Origin of the sequence: Marinibacterium profundimaris, from assembly GCF_002210095.1 — a bacterium.
GTDB classification, from domain to species: domain Bacteria; phylum Pseudomonadota; class Alphaproteobacteria; order Rhodobacterales; family Rhodobacteraceae; genus Marinibacterium; species Marinibacterium profundimaris.
Map to the genome: position 1 here is coordinate 15112 of NZ_AQQR01000003.1, position 18691 is coordinate 33802.

At 66.9% G+C, this 18691-nt stretch carries 18 protein-coding genes; 5 read left to right on the forward strand and 13 right to left on the reverse strand.

The genetic code is table 11. The features are described 5' to 3' along the window. Nucleotides 1-2: 2 nt before the first annotated feature. The 9 genes from ATO3_RS08305 to ATO3_RS08345 all read right to left on the reverse strand — a co-directional run bounded on the left by ATO3_RS08305 (nucleotide 3) and on the right by ATO3_RS08345 (nucleotide 8672). Entirely contained in the window at nucleotides 3-1046 is a 1044-nt protein-coding gene (locus tag ATO3_RS08305) for a branched-chain amino acid ABC transporter permease (RefSeq protein WP_088649389.1), read from the reverse strand. Nucleotides 1047-1050: 4 nt separating this feature from the next. Next, on the reverse strand, nucleotides 1051-1932 hold the full coding sequence (locus tag ATO3_RS08310; protein WP_088649390.1) for a branched-chain amino acid ABC transporter permease: 882 nt from the start codon (nucleotides 1930-1932) through the stop codon (nucleotides 1051-1053). A gap of 67 nt (nucleotides 1933-1999) precedes the next feature. Continuing rightward, the gene (locus ATO3_RS08315; protein ID WP_088649391.1) at nucleotides 2000-2833 is read right to left on the reverse strand and encodes an ABC transporter ATP-binding protein; all 834 of its coding nucleotides are present in this window, start codon (nucleotides 2831-2833) and stop codon (nucleotides 2000-2002) included. A 407-nt stretch (nucleotides 2834-3240) separates the two neighbouring features. Continuing rightward, a complete protein-coding gene (locus ATO3_RS08320; RefSeq protein ID WP_158217922.1) occupies nucleotides 3241-3960 on the reverse strand; it encodes a SpoIIAA family protein in 720 nt (239 codons plus the stop codon). A 218-nt stretch (nucleotides 3961-4178) separates the two neighbouring features. Further along, entirely contained in the window at nucleotides 4179-4733 is a 555-nt protein-coding gene (locus tag ATO3_RS08325) for a CZB domain-containing protein (RefSeq protein ID WP_143747248.1), read from the reverse strand. Between the two features lie 175 nt (nucleotides 4734-4908). Next, nucleotides 4909-5373 (reverse strand): hypothetical protein, encoded by a 465-nt coding sequence (locus ATO3_RS08330; protein WP_088649394.1) that lies wholly within the window; start codon nucleotides 5371-5373, stop codon nucleotides 4909-4911. A 104-nt stretch (nucleotides 5374-5477) separates the two neighbouring features. Beyond that, on the reverse strand, nucleotides 5478-6875 hold the full coding sequence (locus tag ATO3_RS08335; protein ID WP_088649395.1) for a TRAP transporter large permease: 1398 nt from the start codon (nucleotides 6873-6875) through the stop codon (nucleotides 5478-5480). After that, nucleotides 6875-7504 (reverse strand): TRAP transporter small permease subunit, encoded by a 630-nt coding sequence (locus ATO3_RS08340; RefSeq protein ID WP_088649396.1) that lies wholly within the window; start codon nucleotides 7502-7504, stop codon nucleotides 6875-6877. Before ATO3_RS08340 ends, ATO3_RS08335 begins: the two co-directional genes overlap by 1 nt. 151 nt (nucleotides 7505-7655) lie before the next feature. Then, a complete protein-coding gene (locus tag ATO3_RS08345) occupies nucleotides 7656-8672 on the reverse strand; it encodes a C4-dicarboxylate TRAP transporter substrate-binding protein (protein WP_088649397.1) in 1017 nt (338 codons plus the stop codon). 684 nt (nucleotides 8673-9356) lie between these two features. Here ATO3_RS08345 and acs point away from each other — a divergent pair. Both acs and ATO3_RS08355 read left to right on the forward strand, forming a co-directional pair. Next, nucleotides 9357-11315, forward strand: coding sequence for an acetate--CoA ligase (gene acs / locus ATO3_RS08350; protein WP_088649885.1), 1959 nt, complete (start codon nucleotides 9357-9359; stop codon nucleotides 11313-11315). A gap of 162 nt (nucleotides 11316-11477) precedes the next feature. Continuing rightward, a complete protein-coding gene (locus ATO3_RS08355; protein WP_088649398.1) occupies nucleotides 11478-12164 on the forward strand; it encodes an adenylate kinase in 687 nt (228 codons plus the stop codon). Nucleotides 12165-12388: 224 nt separating this feature from the next. Here ATO3_RS08355 and ATO3_RS08360 read toward each other — a convergent pair whose 3' ends face one another. Continuing rightward, on the reverse strand, nucleotides 12389-12808 hold the full coding sequence (locus ATO3_RS08360) for a VOC family protein (protein WP_088649399.1): 420 nt from the start codon (nucleotides 12806-12808) through the stop codon (nucleotides 12389-12391). A gap of 95 nt (nucleotides 12809-12903) precedes the next feature. Between ATO3_RS08360 and ATO3_RS08365 the strand changes: the two genes are divergently transcribed. Next, nucleotides 12904-13299: a cupin domain-containing protein gene (locus ATO3_RS08365; RefSeq protein WP_198963252.1), complete on the forward strand. Its 396-nt coding sequence runs from the start codon at nucleotides 12904-12906 to the stop codon at nucleotides 13297-13299. Nucleotides 13300-13389: 90 nt separating this feature from the next. On the opposite strand, the gene hydA is transcribed toward ATO3_RS08365, so the two are convergent. Beyond that, complete coding sequence (gene hydA / locus ATO3_RS08370) at nucleotides 13390-14841, reverse strand: dihydropyrimidinase (RefSeq protein WP_088649401.1); 1452 nt, start codon at nucleotides 14839-14841, stop codon at nucleotides 13390-13392. Nucleotides 14842-14959: 118 nt separating this feature from the next. Beyond that, entirely contained in the window at nucleotides 14960-16210 is a 1251-nt protein-coding gene (locus tag ATO3_RS08375; RefSeq protein ID WP_088649402.1) for a Zn-dependent hydrolase, read from the reverse strand. 196 nt (nucleotides 16211-16406) lie between these two features. On the opposite strand from ATO3_RS08375, the gene ATO3_RS08380 reads away from it, so the two are divergent. Then, nucleotides 16407-17015, forward strand: a complete 609-nt coding sequence (locus tag ATO3_RS08380) for a TetR family transcriptional regulator C-terminal domain-containing protein (RefSeq protein WP_088649403.1) — start codon at nucleotides 16407-16409, stop codon at nucleotides 17013-17015. A gap of 35 nt (nucleotides 17016-17050) precedes the next feature. Continuing rightward, nucleotides 17051-17296: an N-(5'-phosphoribosyl)anthranilate isomerase gene (locus ATO3_RS08385; RefSeq protein WP_088649404.1), complete on the forward strand. Its 246-nt coding sequence runs from the start codon at nucleotides 17051-17053 to the stop codon at nucleotides 17294-17296. 68 nt (nucleotides 17297-17364) lie between these two features. Here the strand turns inward: ATO3_RS08385 and preA are convergent, their stop codons facing one another. Continuing rightward, nucleotides 17365-18669 (reverse strand): NAD-dependent dihydropyrimidine dehydrogenase subunit PreA, encoded by a 1305-nt coding sequence (preA, locus tag ATO3_RS08390; RefSeq protein ID WP_088649405.1) that lies wholly within the window; start codon nucleotides 18667-18669, stop codon nucleotides 17365-17367. Nucleotides 18670-18691 lie beyond the last annotated feature (22 nt).

The window sequence follows — 18691 nt, forward strand, 5'->3', positions numbered from 1 at the left end:
AGTCACGTCCGGAAGGGCCACAGCCGGAAGAACCGGCGGACCCGTTGAATGATCTCGGCCAGGCCCTGCGGCTCGAACACCAGAAAGCCGATGATGAGCAGGCCGAAGACGATGGTGCGCACCGGCGACAGCAGAACCGTCGCGTTGGGCAGCCAGGGGCTGGCCCAGTCCATGACAAAGCGCAGAAGCTCGGGCACCAGCGTCATGAAGGCCGCGCCCAGCAGCGCGCCGATGATCGTGCCCATGCCGCCGACGATGATCGCCGCCAGCAGGAAGACAGACGCCATGAAGGGAAAGCTGTCCGGCGTGATAACGCGAAAGAAATAGGCCCAGAGCCCGCCCGCGACGCCCGCGTAGAACGAGGCGATGGCGAAGCTCATTAGCTTGTAGCGCAAGAGCGGGATGCCCAGCACCTCGGCCGAGATGTCGCGGTCGCGGATCGCTATGAAAGCCCGGCCGATGCGGGTGCGAAAGAGGTTGGCGGCGCCCAGCACCATCAGCACGGTGATCGGCATGATGATCCAGTAGAGGCCGAAGTAACTGACCAGCTCGGTGCCCAGGATCCGCGCTGGGGCCACGTTGATGCCGGTGTTCCCGCCGGTCACCGCTTCCCAGTGAACGAAGAGGAAATGCAGGATGAAGGAGGCCGCGATGGTGGCGATGGCCAGGTAAAGCCCCTTCACCCGCAGGCTGGGGATGCCGACGACGATTCCGATGCCCGCCGCCACCAGCCCGCCCGCCACAAGGTTCACCGGGAAGGGCGTGCCCAGGTCACGCTCCATCCAGGCTACGGTATAGGCGCCCACCGCCATGAAGGCCGCCTGCCCAAGGCTGACCAGCCCGGTGAAGCCCGTCAGTATGTTCAGCCCCGTGGCCGCCACTGCGTTGATCGTCATCAGGCAGACCAGGTAGAGCCAGTAGTCGTTCAGCGTGAACGGCAGCGCGATCAGCACCAGCGCCAGCACCCCGGTCCAGGTCTGTTGCGGGCGCGTGGTCAGCAGCGCGGCATCGGCACGATAGGTCTCCTTCGCGGTGCCGATGATCATGGGGTCACAGCCTTTCGATCTCGTGCGTGCCGAACAGGCCATAGGGCCGGATCATCAGCGCCACGATCAGGATGCCGAAGGTCACCACGTTGGTGTATTCGCCGCCCAGGTAGGTGCCCGTCCAGCTTTGGATCAGCCCCAGCGCCAGCCCGCCCACCAGCGCGCCAAGGATGCTGTCGAGCCCGCCGACGATCACCACCACCAGCGCCGACAGGCCGAAGACCCCCATGGTCGGAGAGATCCCCCCGATCGCGCCCAGCAGGATCCCCGCGCCGGCCGCCGTGGCACAGCCCACGATCCAGGCGATGGAAAAGACGCCCGGCACGTTGATCCCGCAGGAATAGGCCGCAGCCTGGTCCGTCGCCGTGGCCCGCAGCGCAACACCGCCGCGCCAGAACCGGAACAGCAGCAGGAAGATCCCGATCACCACCGCCGCCACCGCGAAGGCCACCGCGATCTTGCGCGAGACATAGGCCTCGCCCAGAAACAGCGGCTTGGTCGAGATGAAGGCCGGCAGCGTCCGGGGATCGGCGGTCCAGATCAGCTCCACCAGCCCGATCAGGACCGAGCCCAGCCCGACCGTAACCATGAAGACCGAGATCGCGGATTCCCCCAGCATCGGCCGGATGATGCCGCGTTCGACCACCGCGCCCACCAGCCCGCCGCCGATCACCGCCAGCGGCACCGCCGCCCAGGCCGGCAGGCCCCAGCCGGCGGCGAAGGCGAAGAACAGGTAGCCGCCCAGCATCAGCAGCTCGCCCACGGCGAGGTTCACGACCTGCGTCGCCTTGTAGATCAGGACGAAGGCCAGCGCGGCCAGTGCCAGCAGCGCACCGGACCCCAGCCCGGCAAGCGAGACCTCTATGAAGAAGAGCCAGTCGCTCATCCCCGGGCCCCGACGCGGTTGCCCGTACAGCCCACCGCCTGGCTTGTGGCCTGCTTCCGCCCGGCGCTCACTCCGCCGCCTCCCGGTGCAGCCGGCGCATCAGCTCGGCGGGATCGCCGCTGCCGAGATAGGCCTCGGCCACCTGCGGATCGGCCTGCACCTCGGCCGGCAGGCCGGCGGCGATCACCTCGCCGAAGTTCAGCACCGTGACATGGTCCGAGATATCCATGATCAGACCCATGTCATGCTCGACCATCAGGATCGTCACGCCCCATTCCTCCTTCACGTCGAGGATGAAGCGCGCCATGTCTTCCGTCTCTTCCCGGTTCATCCCGGCCACGGGTTCGTCCAGGAGCAAGAGCCGCGGCCGCATCGCCAGCGCCCGGGCCAGCTCCACCCGCTTTTGCAACCCATAGGAGAGCGTGGCGACCGGCTGGTTGCGGATATGGTCGATCTCGAGAAAGTCGATGATCCGCTCCTCGACCTCCTGCCTCAGAGCCTCCTCCTCGCGCCGCGCCGGCCCGGCATAGACCAGCGCCTGCAGCAGGTTGGTTTTCATATGGGCGTGGCGACCGAGCTTGATGTTGTCGAGAACGGTCATCCCGCGAAACAGCGCAATGTTCTGGAACGACCGCGCCATGCCCAGCCCCGCACGTTTCGGCGGAGAGAGCCGGCCGATGTTCTCGCCATCCAGCAGGATCCGCCCCGTCGAGGGCCGGTAGAAGCCTGAAATGCAATTGAAAACAGAGGTCTTACCAGCCCCGTTGGGCCCGATCACCGCAGTGATCGACCCGGGCTCGGCAGTGAAGGAAACGCCGCCAAGCGCCCGGATGCCACCGAAGGACAAGGTGACATCCTCGACCGAAAGGCGGGCCGCCCCGGCAGCCGGCCCCGGGGTCACGCTGCCCCCTCGGGTCGCGATTTCACGCCCCCGACACGCGGTCGAAGACCCTGCCCAGAGTCGTACCCCGGCCTCAGCAATTGGCGTCCTCCCAGACCGGCCGGGGCTCCTCTCCCCGGCGCGTTGGGCAAAGGATAGCCGCAACCCAAAAATTTCCGCAACCGAAAAGACTGACGGCGGGTGGCTCGGGACGGCCGGACGCCCGGGACGGCCTGGCGGAGTGGGACTCGCGGCGATCGCGCCATTCAGGTGGGGCGCCTGGCATGGTCCCGACGCGGATGGCCAGGGTCGCGCTTAGCCCGGACCGGACCTGTTCGGGCTGCCTTCGGACACCGGAACACCGGAGACCGGGGCATGGCAAGCGGGCGAAGGGACGGCGCCGCCCGTGATCGGCGGCGCCGAACCGGTCAGGACTTGATCCAGGTCTTGGCCGCTTCGAGATCCCCGGCGAAATACTTCGTGTCCGCCCCGATCACGGCCCCGCCAATGCGCGAGGCCAGCTTCTCCCAGCCGCGCTCGCCCACGATGGCGGCCTTGTCGATCATCGAATGATGGTCGCGGACCAGCTTCAGATGCTCGGCGATCCCGGCCAGCCCCTGCCAGCCGTCGAATTCCCGCAGGTCCAGCAGCAGGCGGAACCGCGTGTTGGCGCGGATGAAGGCATTCATGTCCTCGACCTCTTCCGCATAGGCCGCCGGATCCAGCTTGCCCATCAGCTGCACGTGCAGCACGCCGTCGCCCAGGTCTGTCTGGTGAATGGACCCCAGGCTTTCGCGCAGCCAGCGGCGCGCGTCGTCCTCCTGCCCGGCGTCGAACAGCATCACCGGGCATGGCATCAGGATCGACACACCCTTCAGAGCCTTCCCGATCCAGCCATCGCGGCCCACCACCGCGATCCGCTCGAAGCCGCGCCAGTGCTTCAGCCCCATCCAGGCATCGTCGGACAGCGCGCCCACGGTGTAATCCGTCCCCTGCTCGATCCGGACCAGCGCGCGCAGGCTGTCGCTGTTCTCAAGCGCGCCGTCGATGGCGGGGATCAGCACCTTTTCGTAATCCTCTCGGGTGACCGCGCCGGACAGCGTGATCTCGAGCAGGTTGGTGTCGGGGATAAGCGTTGCGGCAATCATCTGTGTTCTCCCAGTCAGAATAGCCTGTCCAAGAGATAGGAAGTGTGCAGGCCATGCACAAACCCGTGGGATGCGCGGCAGATCGTCCGGAGACCGGTGTCGGGCGTCCGGACGTGACGCCATGCAGGACCCGGGCCGGCCGGCGTGGTTGGACCGTCATGCCGCACCGGTCCAAAGACGGCACCTGGGGCCGGCCGTCGGGACGCAAACGAAAGGCCTCATAGGCTGCGCTGCCAGGCCTCCAGCTCGGCGATCAGCACGCCGGCAGCGCCGCGATAGGCTTCGCCGTCCAGCTCTTCGGTGGCCCGGTCGCGCTGGCCATCCTCGATCAGCCGGGCGACGTGGCCGGCGGCGCGGTGAAGGGCGCCATGCGCGGTGACCACGGCGCGGAAATGCGGGGACCGGGCGATGGCGGGCAACTGTTTGAGCCTCTGCAACCAGCGGCCGAAACGGCAGGTATCCTCGGATGAGATTGCCAGCGCCGGCCCCGGCAACAGCCCGCCCCGGGTCGCGTTGCGCAGACGCTGCTTCATCGCGTTGTGATCTGCCAGGGCATCTTCGATCCCGGCGCGCAGGATGGACGTGTCGGGCGGCAGATCAGCCGGCGCAGCGTCGTTCATATCTGGCCGGGAGGCGGCCACCTGCCCAGGGCGGGGTCTGTCGGGTCCGCCGCCGGACACGCAGAGAGCCGCGCCGCCCACGCCGCCAGCAGCCGCCGGGCTGCCGCTGCCGTGGCTGTCCTCGACCGGGGTCCGTGCCCCGGATGTCGTCATGCCGTGTTCCGTCATTGCCCCATTCATCCCAGTCCATGCAGCCCTGTTCCACCGCGCCTTGCCCGCGCACCGGGGCCAGGGCGTTCACGCCGAGTGTCGGCGCCGGGGCGTTGAGAGGCGCTTAACCGCTGCGGACGGGATGTGTCGGATTTGCGTAGAATACGCGCGGTCAGGGTCAGGGCCGCATCCAGGGGGCCGCCGGTTGCGGCGCGCCGAAGCCCGGCGTCGGCGGCCTAAGCTGCGGCATCCCAAGCGGGGGCGGAGCCAGCGGGCCGGTCTGCAGGTCGCGCCGGATCTGCTGCTGCAGCTGTCTGGTCCGCAGGTCGCTGTTGCGGCGGGCGGCCTCCATGTCGCGCTCGGTCCGCTCGGTCATCGTGTCGCGGTAATCGGGCACGCGAAGGTCCGGATCGGTGATCACGAAATCGGGGCGCTGCACCGGCCGGGGCGACCGACCGGGCGCGTCCTCGCGCAGGTCCTTGCGCTGGCGGGTGAGCTGCTCGTTGATGCACTGGCTGTAGGAGCCGGTGCCCTCCAGCGGCGCGCAGACGCCAAGGTCCTGACCCGCGGCGATCCCGGGACAGGCCAGGACAAGGGCGATGAGCGGCGCGAGGGCGGCACGAAGGGAGACTGCGGCAGGCATGGACGTACTAAGGCCCTGCGCGCCGCCGGTGGCAAGGGCCGAGACGCCCGTCCCCGCCCCGCCCCGATCAAAGCCCCGCGAGGGCGTCCGCCGTTGCAGCCCGGTCAGGCCAGGCTTGGAAGCCACAGCACGATCGCCGGGAAGGCCACCAGCAGCGCGATGGTCACGGCATCGGCCACGAAGAAGGGCATCACCCCCTTGAACACGTCCTGCACCGACAGATCGGGGCGCACCCCGGCCACGACAAAGCAGTTCAGGCCGATGGGCGGCGTGATCAGGCAGAACTCGGCCATTTTCACCACCAGGATCCCGAACCAGACCGCGCACATCGGCCCCGACATGCCGAAGGAGCTGTCGGCGGCCGAGACCATCTCGCCCCCGTTCAGGGCCATGACCGCCGGGTAGACCACCGGCAGGGTCAAAAGCAGCATGCCGATGGCGTCCATGAACATGCCCAGCACCGCGTATGCCAGAAGGATGCAGACAAGGATCAGCATCGGCGACAGGGTCAGCGAGGTGATCCAGTCGGAAAACGCCCCCGGCAGGTCGGCAAAGCCCAGGAACCGCACGTAGATCAGCACGCCCCAGATGATGGTGAAGATCATCACCGTCAGCTTCGCCGTCTCGATCAGCGCCTCTTTCAGCTGGCCCCAGCGCATGCCGCGCGCCAGGGCCATGACGAAGACGATGAAGGCCCCCACCGCGCCACCCTCGGTCGGCGTGCCCCAGGCGTCGCCGAAGGGGTTGTAGACGAAGAAGATGATGATCACGACCACCGCCACAATCGGCAGCGCCGGCGGCAGCGAGGCGAAGCGCTGGCGCCAGGTGAAGCCGGTGACCGGAGGGCCGACGCTTTTGAAGATCACCGCGATGCCGATGATCAGCGTGGCATAGACAATGGCCGAGAAGGCACCGGGGATGAACCCCGCCAGCAGCAGCTTGCCCACGTCCTGTTCGACGATGATCGCGTAGATCACCAGGATCGCCGAGGGCGGGATCAGCGAGGCCAGCGTGCCGCCTGCCGCCACCACACCTGCGGCGAACTGCTTGTTGTAGCCGACCTTCAGCATCTCGGGGATGGCGATGCGGGCAAAGACCGCCGCCGTGGCGACCGAGGCGCCGGAGACGGCGGCGAAACCGGCGGTGGCGAAGACGGTCGACACCGCGAGCCCCCCCGGCACCCAGGCGAACCAGCGTTTGGCCGCCTCGAACATGGCCGAGGTCAGGCGCGCGTAATAGGCGAGGTAGCCGATCAGGATGAAGGTCGGGATCAGGCTGAGCGCCTGGGCCGAGACCTTGGAATGCGGCACCTGGCCTGCGATCTTGACGCTGATCTCCAGCGCCTTGCCAAAGCGGTCGGGCGCATAATCGAACCCGTTCCAGCGCAGCCAGACAAGGCCCAGGAAGCCGGCCAGCCCTGCGGCAAAGGCCACGCGCATGCCGATGACGACCATGAAAAGCAGGAAGGCGGTGGTCCACAGACCGATCGAGATCTCGTCCATCAGCCCTCTTCCTCCAGCGCTTCGGCCTCGGCGCGGGCCTGTTCCTCGATCGACTGGATCAGAGGCACGGCCACGGGCGCGTCCAGCCCCAGCACCAGCGCCCGGCCAAAGCCCCAGATCTGCAGCAGCAGCCGCAGCACCAGGACCGAGAACGCCACCGGCACCACCAGTTTCGACGGCCAGATCGGCAGGCCGATATCGATGGAGCTGTCACGGCTCCACAGCGGCCGCGTCAGGTCGAAGCTGCGGTCAAAATGCGCCCAGGCGCCCCAGACCAGCATGACGATCAGCAAAAGGACCAGCAGGGTCGAGATCAGCTCGAACAGCCACAGCGCCCGGCCGCCAAGCGCGCCGACGACGATGTCCATGCGGATATGCCCGCCATTGCGCTGCACGTAAGAGATGCCAAGGAAGGCGATGAACGGCATCGCCGCCTCGATCAGGTCGACATAGCCGGGCAGCGGCGCGTTGAAGAACTTGCGCCCGGTGACCGAGTAGACCGCGAGAAACATCAGCGAGAAGACCGCAAGCCCGGACAGCAGCGCCATCAGGCGCTCCAGCGGCAGCAAGGCGCGGTCAAGCCGGCTGAGAAGGGAGCTGTCCTCGAGAACGGTGGAGGATCCGGCCATGGCCTGCCTTTCGTTTTGAACCGAGGCGGTCTTGCTGCCGCCTTCGGGTGGTCGGATGGGGATGCGGGTCGCGTGCCCGGCCGGTGCCGAAGCCTGCGGCGGGTCCGGTCCGCCCCCCTGAGGAAAGCGGCCCGGGTACGCGCCCCCCGGATCAGTTGCCCGCGCGTTGCGCCTCGAGCGTCTCCATCACCAGGTCATACAGCTCCTGGCCCGGGATCCCCTGGGCTTCCATGTCGGCAATCCAGGCCTCGCGGATCGGATCTGCCGCGGTGGAGCGGAATTCGGCGATAGCCTTGTCCGAGAGCATCACCTTCTCGACGCCCTTCTCGTCCAGGACCTCGTCCCACTGCTTCAGCAGCTCGCCGTAGTTTTCCAGGTAATAGTCGATCGCCTCGGGCACCGAGCTGTCGAGCGCCTCGCGCTCCTCGTCGGTCAGCGACTCGTAGGCGTCGATATTGACCACCACCGGGCAGTTTACCGTTCCGGGGTTGAGGTTCGCGGTCCACCAGTCGGCCTCGTTGATCGTGCCGAAGGACAGATGCGCATGCTGGGCAAAGGCCACCGTGTCGACCACGCCGGATTCCATCGCCTGGTAGGCCTCGGACGAGGTCACCGAGGTCGGCACCGCGCCCACCGTCTCGAAGGCCTTGCCGATGCCGCCGGTGGCGCGGACGCGCATGCCGTCGAATTCCGCCAGCTCGTCGCGCGGCTCGCCGGTGCCGACGATGTTGTACTGCGGCATGGGCGAGGTCATCAGATACTTGGCGTTCCACTGCGCCATCTCGTCCACTGCCGCCGGGTGTTCGTAGACGGCGTGGCTGATCGCCACTTCCTCGTCCAGCGTGTTCACGCCGAGGAACGGCAGCTCCAGCACCGTGATCACGCGGTTCTTGTCGGGGTGATAGCCGGCGCAGAACTGCGCCATCTCGAAGGCCCCGATCGAGATCCCGTCAAGGTTGTCGGTGTTCTTGGACAGCCCGCCATAGGAGATGTTCATCGTGAACTCCCCGTCGGTCTTCTCCGAGACCAGCTCGGCCAGCTTTTCCACGTGTTCGGTAAAGGCCCTGCGCTTGCCCCAGAGCGAGACGTTCCACTCGGTGGCCATGCCCTCGGTGGCGAAGGCAACGCAAAGCGCCGCGGTGGCGGCGCCGGTCAGGTATCGTGTCATAAGTTCCTCCCGTTCATGCCGCCTGTCGTGCCGCGGCTCGCAAGCAGCAAGGGCACGGGGCGGCTTGGCGATCAGGCTAGCCAAAGCGATCTGCCGTGCCAAGCCCTCGCGGGATGGTCACTCATCCGAAACGTGCAGGCGAAGGGCGGAGAGGACGCAAGTGCGGCAGGATCCGATCCATTGCGCCCTGCCCCGGTAGTGCGGTCAGCGTCCGGGGTCCGGCGCCTGCCCTGCGATCCTTGTGCGACACCATCGGACGGCCGGTGCCGGCAAAACCGGCGTTACCGCAACCAGGCGACGCGACTCGGCCCCGTGCGATTGTGCCGTGGCGTCACTTCGCGGCGTGCTCCGCAAGGCCCGGCACCATATGTCACACCGATGCCGCAGGGCGGCATCGACCGACTCCGGCGCTAACATGTGGCCCTGTCATTTACACCCGTGGGAAATGTTGACAAACAATCGCCTGCGGCACTGGATCTTTTCCGGTTCCGCAACGTGACGATTTACAAGAATGATCTCACTTGAGAAAAACGTTTACAAGCAAATCGTTTCTTTACTTATGGTTATTCCATTATTTTCAAGTCCGGGTATTATCTGCCCATCCAGAGGACAGACGCGCGGGGGCCTGGACAGGAGGTTCCGCCCCACGCACTTCCACGTGAGGAGGAGACCATCATGAACGACATGACCGGCGATCACGCCGCAACCGCCGTCTTTGCCCCGTCGGACGACATCGTCGATCACGCCAAGATCGACAGCGCGAAATACGAAGAGATGTACAAGGCCTCGATCGACGATCCCGAGGCCTTCTGGGGTGAGCAAGGCAAGCGGCTCGACTGGATCAAGCCCTACAGCAAGGTGAAGAACACCAGCTTTGCCCCCGGCAACGTCGACATCAAATGGTTCGAGGACGGCACGCTGAACGTCTCGGCCAATTGCATCGACCGCCACCTGAAGGACCGCGGCAACCAGACCGCGATCATCTTCGAACCCGACGATCCGAACGAGCCGGCCAAGTACATCACCTACAGCCAGCTGCACGTGGCCGTCTGCCGGATGGCCAACGTGCTCGAGAGCATGGGCGTGCGCAAGGGCGACCGGGTGGTGATCTACCTGCCGATGATCCCCGAGGCGGCCTATGCCATGCTGGCCTGCGCCCGGATCGGCGCGATCCATTCCATCGTCTTCGCCGGCTTCTCGCCCGACGCGCTGTCGGCCCGGATCAACGGCTGCGACGCCAAGGTGATCATCACCGCCGACACCGCCCCGCGCGGCGGCCGCAAGACGGCGCTGAAATCCAACGCCGATGCCGCGCTGCTCCATTGCAAGGACAGCGTGAAATGCCTGGTGGTCAAGCGCACCGGCGATCAGACCACCTGGATCGACGGGCGCGACTACGATTACAACGAGATGGCGCTCGAGGCCGACGATTACGCGCGCCCCGCCGAGATGAACGCCGAGGATCCGCTGTTCATCCTCTATACCTCCGGCTCGACCGGGCAGCCCAAGGGCGTGGTGCACACCACCGGCGGCTACCTGCTTTATGCCGCGATGACGCATGAATACGTCTTCGACTACCACGATGGCGATGTGTTCTGGTGCACCGCGGATGTCGGCTGGGTGACGGGGCACAGCTATATCGTCTACGGGCCGCTGGCCAACGGCGCGATCACCCTGATGTTCGAAGGCGTGCCGACCTGGCCGGACGCCAGCCGCTTCTGGGAAGTCTGCGAGAAGCACAAGGTGAACCAGTTCTACACCGCCCCCACCGCGCTGCGCGCGCTGATGGGCCAGGGCAATGCGCCGGTCGAGAAATGCGATCTGTCGTCGCTGCGGATCCTCGGCACGGTGGGCGAGCCGATCAACCCCGAGGCCTGGAACTGGTATTACAACGTGATCGGCCAGGGCCGCTGCCCCATCGTCGACACCTGGTGGCAGACCGAGACGGGCGGCCACATGATGACCCCGCTGCCCGGCGCCCATGCGCTGAAGCCTGGATCGGCGATGAAGCCGTTCTTCGGGGTGAAGCCCGTGGTGCTCGATCCGCAGACGGGCGAGGAGATCCACAGCTACCCGACAGAGGGCGTGCTGTGCATCGCCGACAGCTGGCCCAGCCAGATGCGCACCGTCTGGGGCGATCACGAGCGGTTCGAGAAGACCTATTTCTCGGACTACAAGGGCTATTACTTCGCCGGCGACGGCTGCAAGCGGGACGAGGACGGGGATTTCTGGATCACCGGCCGCGTCGATGACGTGATCAACGTCTCGGGCCACCGCATGGGCACGGCCGAGGTCGAAAGCGCGCTGGTGGCGCATGCCAAGGTGGCCGAGGCCGCCGTGGTCGGCTACCCGCACGAGATCAAGGGCCAGGGCATTTATTGCTACGTCACGCTGATGAACGATGCCGAACCCTCGGAAGAGCTCCGCAAGGAGCTGCGCCAGTGGGTCCGCACCGAGATCGGCCCGATCGCAAGCCCCGACGTGATCCAGTGGGCCCCGGGCCTACCCAAGACCCGGTCGGGCAAGATCATGCGCCGGATCCTGCGCAAGATCGCCGAGAACGACTTCGACTCGCTCGGCGACACCTCGACCCTGGCCGACCCCTCGGTGGTCGACGACCTGATCGAGAACCGCGCCAAGTAGGGTGGGTTTCCAACCCACCGCTTCGGTGTCCCACGCGTGGGACACCGACCCCCTTCAGGAAAATCAACGGGTTGCAGGGCCACATTAACGGCTTGTTCACGACTTGACCGGCCGCCCCCGACCCGCGCGAGCGCCCATGCGCCCCTCGATGGAGACCACCACATGGACGGAACGACACCCACCACAGCGCCTGCCGTGCTCATCCTTCTCGGCCCGCCGGGCGCCGGCAAGGGCACCCAGGCGCGCAAGCTGGAAGAGACCTTCGGCCTCGTTCAGCTCTCCACCGGCGACCTGCTGCGCGCCGCGGTGGCGCAGGGGACCGAGGCGGGAAAGGCCGCCAAGTCGGTGATGGACTCCGGCGGGCTGGTCAGCGACGAGATCGTCATCGCCATCCTGCGCGACCGGCTGGCCGAACCCGATTGCCAGCAGGGCGTCATCCTCGACGGCTTTCCGCGCACCACGTTCCAGGCGCGCGCGCTGGATGCGCTGCTGGCCGAAAGCGGTCAGTCGATCAACGCCGCGATCAGCTTCGAGGTCGACGACGCCGCCATGGTCGAACGCATCTCGGGCCGCTACACCTGCGCCGGCTGCGGCGAGGGCTATCACGACAGTTTCAAGCAGCCGAAAGCGGCGGGCAAATGCGACAAGTGCGGCAGCACCGAATTCAAGCGCCGCGCCGATGACAAGGCCGAAACCGTGGCCGCGCGGCTCGAGGCCTATCACGCCGACACCGCCCCGCTGATCGGCTATTACGACGCCACCGGCGTGCTGCAGAGGATCGACGCCATGGGCGAGATCGACGAGATCTTCGCCGCCCTGTCGCGCAGGGTGGAAACCGCCGTCGCCTGAGACGGACCGGTGGCGGTGGGGTGAAACCCCACCCTACCCGTCCTTGCGCCGTCCAGACCCCGTCCTGCCCCCGGCACGCGGCCGGAGACGGGTGCACCAGTGGCCGGCACCGTCACGCGTCGCGTCGGCCCCGGCTCACAGGCCGCCTCTTGAAGCCGCTCCTGCGTAGGGTGGGGTTTTACCCCACCGCCACGCCCTCGCGGCCCGCCGGCCTCGTCCGTGCCTCATCCCTCCCCGAACCACAGCTTCGGCTCGGCAAGTTCCACCGAATTGCCCGCCGGATCGCGCAGATAGATCGACCGCGCGCCATTGGGCCATTGGAAATCCGCCTCGATCTCCAGCCCCGCGCCCTCCAGCCGCTGCCGCCAGCCGTCCATCGCCGGCCCCGCAACCGAGAAACACACATGCCCCGGCCCCTCGGCCCCATGGGCGGGCACCGGCAGGTCCGGATTGCCCGGCGGCTTGCGCGTCTCCTCGGCCACGAAACACAACAGCACCGACCCGCCACAGCGGAAGAACACGTGCCGCCCCTCCAGCCTCAGGATACGCTCCAGCCCCAGGGTGCCGCCATAGAAGGCCTCTGCCGCATCCAGGTCCCCGACATAGACTGCCGCCTCCAGCAGCCCCTGCAGGTCTTCCGCCATCGCCTTATCCTTTCTTCTCTTGACAGGATCACCCCCCAGGGCGCCCAATCGGCCTGTCCATGGAGGGAGGTCGACCCATGTCCGACAACCGTGTCATCCGACCCTGCCAGAAGCTCCGCCCCGGCGGAACCTACGACGGCAAGCAGGGCTTTTCCTACTTCGAAGGCATCGCGCGCCAGACCACCGGAAGCGAGGCGATCTGCATGCATATCCTGCGCATCCCGCCCGGAGGCCGCGCCAGGGCGCATCTGCATGAAAGCCACGAGACGGCGATCTACGTGATGGAAGGATCGGCCATCATGTACTGGGGCGAGCGGCTTGAGCACCTGATGGAGACCAACGCCGGCGACCTGATCTACATCCCGGCCGGCATGCCGCACCTGCCGATGAACACGGGCAGCGTGGACGCGGTGGCCGTGATCTCGCGCACCGATCCGAACGAACAGGAAAGCGTGAAGCTTCTGCCCGAACTCGAAGAGCTGGTGCCCTGACGCTCAGGCCGGCCGCGGGCGCGGTCAGGGCGCGATAGCCCGTCTGCCCCGCCGCCCCCGCCGGGGCAACCCGGTCCCGGCGTCCCTGGCTCAGACCCCGGTCGCCGGGATCCCCGAACGTTCCACCCTGCGCGGCGCGGTCAGCTCCTTCCAGGTCGACAGCGCCCTGTTCACCGGCTGGTGCGGCTTTCGCGGGACAAAGTCGCCATGCCCGGCCTCGGCCTTCATCTCGCCATCCATGACCGCGACCTTGCCGCGGGTCAGGACAAAGCGCGGCAGGCCCTTCACCTCCATCCCCTCGAAGACGTTGTAATCGATGATGGATTGCTGCGTGTCGGCGGTGATCGTCTTGCCCTTCTCCGGGTCGAATACCACCAGGTCGGCATCGTCCCCCACCAGCACCGCGCCCTTCTTCGGATACATGTTCAGGATCTTGGCAATATTGGTCGAGGTCACGGCGACGAATTCATTGGGCGTCAGCCGCCCCGTGGCCACCCCCTTGGTCCAGAGCATCGGTAGCCGATCCTCCAGCCCGCCGGTGCCATTGGGGATCTTGGTAAAATCGCCCAGCCCCATGCGCTTCTGCTCGGTGGTGAAGGCGCAGTGATCGGTCGCCACGACCGACAGCGTCCCCGCCTGCAGCCCGGCCCAAAGCCCGTCCTGGTGCAGCTTCGAGCGGAACGGCGGCGACATCACGCGCCGCGCGGCATGGTCCCAGTCGGGGTTCTGGTATTCGCTCTCGTCCAGCACGAGATGCTGGATCAGCGGCTCGCCCCAGACGCGCTTGCCGTTCTGCTTCGCGCGCCGGATCGCCTCGTGCGACTGCTCGCAGGAGGTATGGACCACGTAAAGCGGCACCCCGGCCATGTCCGCGATCATGATGGCGCGGTTGGTGGCCTCTCCCTCGACCTCCGGAGGCCGGGAATAGGCATGGGCCTCGGGCCCGGTGTTGCCCTCGGCCAGCAGCCGTGCCTGCAGGTCGGCCACGATGTCGCCGTTCTCGGCATGGACAAGCGGCAGCGCGCCCAGCTCGGCGCAGCGGGTGAAAGACGCGAACATCTCGTCGTCATTCACCATCAGCGCGCCCTTGTAGGCCATGAAATGCTTGAACGAGGTGATGCCGCGATCCACCACCTCCTTCATCTCGTTGAAGACCTGCTCGGACCACCAGGTGATCGCCATGTGAAAGGAATAGTCACAGGTCGCCATGGTGGATTTGTTGTCCCACATCTTGATCGCGTCCATCAGCCCCTGGCCCGGGCTGGGCAGGGCAAAGTCCACCACCATCGTCGTCCCGCCCGACAGCGCCGCCCTGGTGCCGCTTTCGAAGGTCTCGGCGGCATAGGTGCCCATGAAGGGCATCTCCAGATGTGTATGCGGATCGATCCCGCCGGGCATGACGTAACAGCCCGAGGCGTCCAGCACCTCGTCCCCTGTCAGGTCGGGCCCGATCTCGGTGATCACGCCGCCCGCGACGCGGACATCGGCCTCGTAGGTCAGATCGGCGGTGACGATGGTCCCGCCCTTGATGATGGTGGACATGTCTCTTCTCCGTTTTCCCACCCGGCCCCGCCGTCAGGCCGGTGCGCGGGCCCCTGTCTTCATCTTTGTCCAAATACCTCCGGGGGAGTCGCCCCGCGGGCGACGGGGGCAGCGCCCCCTAGTCCACGATCTCCGCCGTCTCGACCACCGCATGAAACAGCACATCCGTCCCCGCCGCGGCCCAGGCAGGGGAAATCTCCTCCGCCTCGTTGTGGCTCAGCCCGTCGACGCAGGGGCACATGATCATCGCCGTCGGCGCCACATCGTTGACCCAGCAGGCGTCGTGCCCCGCGCCCGAGACGATATCCATGTGGCTGTAGCCCAGCCGTTCGGCCGCCGCGCGGATGGTCGCGACGCAGCCTTCGTCGAAGGCGGGCGGATCGAACTGGCCGACGATCTCGGTCTCCAGCGATACACCGATCTCCTCGCAGAGTTGTGGCGCCTTTTCACCGAATTCCTCCAGCATCGCCGAGAGCACCTCGGGCACGTGCGACCGGAAATCGACGGTAAACACCACGCGGCCGGGGATGATGTTGCGCGAATTGGGGTAGACATCGATATGACCGATGGCGCCCGCCGCGTTGGGCTGGTGCGACATGGCGATCTCGTGGACCAGCTCGGTGATCAGTGCCAGCCCGCGCCCGGCGTTGCGGCGCATCGGCATCGGGGTGGAGCCGGTGTGGCTTTCCTTGCCGGTCACGGTGCACTGGATCCAGCGCAGGCCCTGTCCGTGGGTGACGACGCCGATGTCCTTGCCCTCGGCCTCCAGGATCGGGCCCTGCTCGATGTGCAGCTCGAAGAGCGCGTGCATCTTGCGGGCGCCGACGGTCTCGTCGCCCTTCCAGCCGATGCGCTCCAGCTCGGCGCCGAAGGTCTTGCCCGAGCCATCCTCGCGCGCATAGGCCCAGTCGCGGTCCAGCACGCCGGCAAAGACGCCCGAGGCCAGCATCGCGGGGGCAAAGCGCGTGCCCTCCTCGTTGGTCCAGTTGACCACGACGATGGGATGCTTCGTCCGGATGTCGAGATCGTTGAGCGTCCGCACCACTTCGAGCGCGCCCAGCACGCCCAGCACGCCGTCGTACTTGCCGCCCGTCGGCTGAGTGTCGAGGTGGCTGCCCATGTAGACCGGCAGCGCCTCGGGGTCGGTGCCCTCGCGGCGGGCGAACATGTTGCCCATCTCGTCCACGCCCATGGTCATCCCGGCGGACTCGCACCAGGATTGAAAGAGCGCGCGGCCTTCGGCATCCTCGTCGGTCAGCGCCTGGCGGTTGTTGCCCCCGGCGATGCCGGGGCCGATCCTGGCCATCTCCATCAGGCTGTCCCAGAGCCGTTCGCCATTGATCCGAAGGTTCTCACCCGGCGCTGCCATGCCCGCCCCCACATTCATGTTCGTTTTGATTTGACCAGTTGGTCAAAGCGACGCTACCACGGGGCCGAAGACAGTCAAGCGCCGCGCCCGCCGGGGCGCGCGGGATCCGCGCCGCCAGGCCTGCGTTGACCGCGAAAGAGGCAGCAGCCCGGGCGTCTTGCGGCGCATCCGGGACGCAGCAGGAGAGACCGCCCCGATGCCGAAGGACCGCACGCCGACGAGGATCCAGAAGAAGAACCGCGCCGCCATCATGGATGCCGCGCTCGAGGTCTTCTCGGCACAGGGGTTCCGGGGGGCGACGGTGGACGAAATCGCAAGCCTTTCAGGGCTTTCGAAGCCGAACCTGCTGTATTATTTCGCCTCGAAGGAAGCGATCTACCTGGCCCTCCTGGAACGCCAGCTGGACACCTGGCTGGCGCCGCTGCACGATCTCGACCCCGATGGCGAACCGCTGGAGCAGCTGCTGGGCTACGTGCGCCGCAAGCTGGAGATGAGCCGCGATTTCCCGCGCGAAAGCCGGCTTTTCGCGCATGAAATCATCCAGGGCGCGCCGCGGATCGGGCCGGTGCTGTCGCGCGATCTCAAGGCGCTGGTGGACGAAAAGGCAGCGGTGATCCGGGGCTGGATCGCAGCCGGGCGCATCGCTCCAGTGCATCCGCATCACCTGATCTTCTCGATCTGGTCGCTGACCCAGCATTACGCGGATTTCGACGTGCAGGTGCGCGCCGTGCTGGGCCAGGAAGATCCGTTCGAGGCCGCGCCGGACTATCTGGACACGCTGTTCACGCGGCTGCTGACGCCTTAACGACCCCTTAACCAACCCGGGCCTAGCCTGCCGCCATGCACAGGCCCGCCGATCCCTGTCCACCCGAGCGCCATCGCCGCGATCCCTGGATCGAACAGCTGTTTTCCAGCAAGGCGGCCCGGCGCGGCGCGGTCGTGCGCCGGTCGATGAGCTGGGTCGACCGCGAAGTCGGGCGCGAGGCGTTTCTCGCCGAAGTGCGCCAGCGCGGCTACCATGTGATCCAGACGGCGGACCAGTTTGTGGTCGTCTGCCACGATGGCCCGATCCGTCTTCTGTTCTGATCCCCCACGTCCGCCCGGGGCCGCAGAAAATTCGGCGAATTTTCTCGGACACCCCGCGCGCCGCCGGCCTATTTCGCCGCCTTCGCCATCGGGTTGTTGGGATGGGTCGTCCAGTTGCCGTACTCCGCCGGGACGACCTGTCCGGTGCGCGGGTCGCGCTGGCCCGGGGCGAGCTGCTCCATCGTGATGCAATCCTCGACCGGGCAGACATCGACGCAAAGGTTGCAGGCAACGCATTCGCTGTCATCGACCTCGAAGACGCGGCTGGGTTTCATCAAAATGGCCTGGTGCGAAGTGTCCTCGCAGGCGGCAAAGCAGCGGCCGCACTTGATGCAGGCGTCCTGATCGATCCGCGCCTTGGTGATGTAGTTGAGGTTGAGATACTGCCAGTCGGTCACGTTGGGAACCGCGCGGCCGACGATGTCGGCGACGGAGGCATGGCCCTTGTCGTCCATCCATTGCGACAGGCCGGCGATCATCTCCTGCACCACCTTGAAGCCGTAGGTCATCGCCGCCGTGCAGACCTGCACGTTGCCCGCGCCAAGCGCCAGGAACTCGGCCGCGTCGCGCCAGGTGGTGACCCCGCCGATGCCCGAGATCGGCAGGCCGTATGTCTCCGGGTCGCGCGCGATCTCGGCCACCATGTTCAGCGCGATGGGTTTGACGGCCGGGCCGCAATAGCCGCCATGGCTGCCCTTGCCGTCGATCGAGGGTTCGGGGCTGAAGGTGTCGAGGTTCACGGAGGTGATCGACGACACCGTGTTGATCAGCGAGACCGCATCCGCCCCGCCGTTCTTGGCCGCCCGGGCAGGTTGGCGGATGTCGGTGATGTTGGGCGTCAGCTTCACGATGACGGGCCTGTCGTAGTTCTGCTTGCACCAGCGGGTGACCATCTCGATGTACTCGGGCACCTGCCCCACGGCAGATCCCATGCCGCGCTCGCTCATGCCGTGGGGACAGCCGAAGTTCAGCTCGATCCCGTCGGCTCCGGTCTCGGCCACGCGGGGCAGGATCGCCTTCCAGGCGGCCTCCTCGCAGGGGACCATGATCGACACGACAAGCGCGCGGTCGGGGTAATCCGCCTTGACGCGGGCGATCTCCTCCAGGTTCACCTCCAGCGGGCGGTCGGTGATCAGTTCGATGTTGTTGAGCCCCAGAACCCGCCGGTCGGCGCCATGCACTACGCCGTAGCGCGGCCCGTTGACGTTGACGAGCGGCGGGCCCGCCTCGCCCAGGGTCTTCCAGACCACGCCGCCCCAGCCCGCCTCGAAGGCGCGGCGGACGTTGTATTCCTTGTCCGTGGGCGGCGCGGAGGCCAGCCAGAAGGGGTTGGGGCTGCGGATGCCCAGAAAGTCCGTTGTCAGATCAGCCATGCCGGGATCCTCCCCTTGTGGC

Bases quoted from the DNA above. Each gene is read 5' to 3' on its own strand.
- ATO3_RS08305 (WP_088649389.1), bottom strand. From the start codon at position 1,046: ATGATCATCGGCACCGCGAAGGAGACCTATCGTGCCGATGCCGCGCTG.
- ATO3_RS08310 (WP_088649390.1), bottom strand. From the start codon at position 1,932: ATGAGCGACTGGCTCTTCTTCATAGAGGTCTCGCTTGCCGGGCTGGGG.
- ATO3_RS08320 (WP_158217922.1), bottom strand. From the start codon at position 3,960: ATGATTGCCGCAACGCTTATCCCCGACACCAACCTGCTCGAGATCACG.
- ATO3_RS08325 (WP_143747248.1), bottom strand. From the start codon at position 4,733: ATGACGACATCCGGGGCACGGACCCCGGTCGAGGACAGCCACGGCAGC.
- ATO3_RS08330 (WP_088649394.1), bottom strand. From the start codon at position 5,373: ATGCCTGCCGCAGTCTCCCTTCGTGCCGCCCTCGCGCCGCTCATCGCC.
- ATO3_RS08335 (WP_088649395.1), bottom strand. From the start codon at position 6,875: ATGGACGAGATCTCGATCGGTCTGTGGACCACCGCCTTCCTGCTTTTC.
- ATO3_RS08340 (WP_088649396.1), bottom strand. From the start codon at position 7,504: ATGGCCGGATCCTCCACCGTTCTCGAGGACAGCTCCCTTCTCAGCCGG.
- ATO3_RS08345 (WP_088649397.1), bottom strand. From the start codon at position 8,672: ATGACACGATACCTGACCGGCGCCGCCACCGCGGCGCTTTGCGTTGCC.
- acs (WP_088649885.1), top strand. From the start codon at position 9,357: ATGACCGGCGATCACGCCGCAACCGCCGTCTTTGCCCCGTCGGACGAC.
- ATO3_RS08355 (WP_088649398.1), top strand. From the start codon at position 11,478: ATGGACGGAACGACACCCACCACAGCGCCTGCCGTGCTCATCCTTCTC.
- ATO3_RS08360 (WP_088649399.1), bottom strand. From the start codon at position 12,808: ATGGCGGAAGACCTGCAGGGGCTGCTGGAGGCGGCAGTCTATGTCGGG.
- hydA (WP_088649401.1), bottom strand. From the start codon at position 14,841: ATGTCCACCATCATCAAGGGCGGGACCATCGTCACCGCCGATCTGACC.
- ATO3_RS08375 (WP_088649402.1), bottom strand. From the start codon at position 16,210: ATGGCAGCGCCGGGTGAGAACCTTCGGATCAATGGCGAACGGCTCTGG.
- ATO3_RS08380 (WP_088649403.1), top strand. From the start codon at position 16,407: ATGCCGAAGGACCGCACGCCGACGAGGATCCAGAAGAAGAACCGCGCC.
- ATO3_RS08385 (WP_088649404.1), top strand. From the start codon at position 17,051: ATGCACAGGCCCGCCGATCCCTGTCCACCCGAGCGCCATCGCCGCGAT.
- preA (WP_088649405.1), bottom strand. From the start codon at position 18,669: ATGGCTGATCTGACAACGGACTTTCTGGGCATCCGCAGCCCCAACCCC.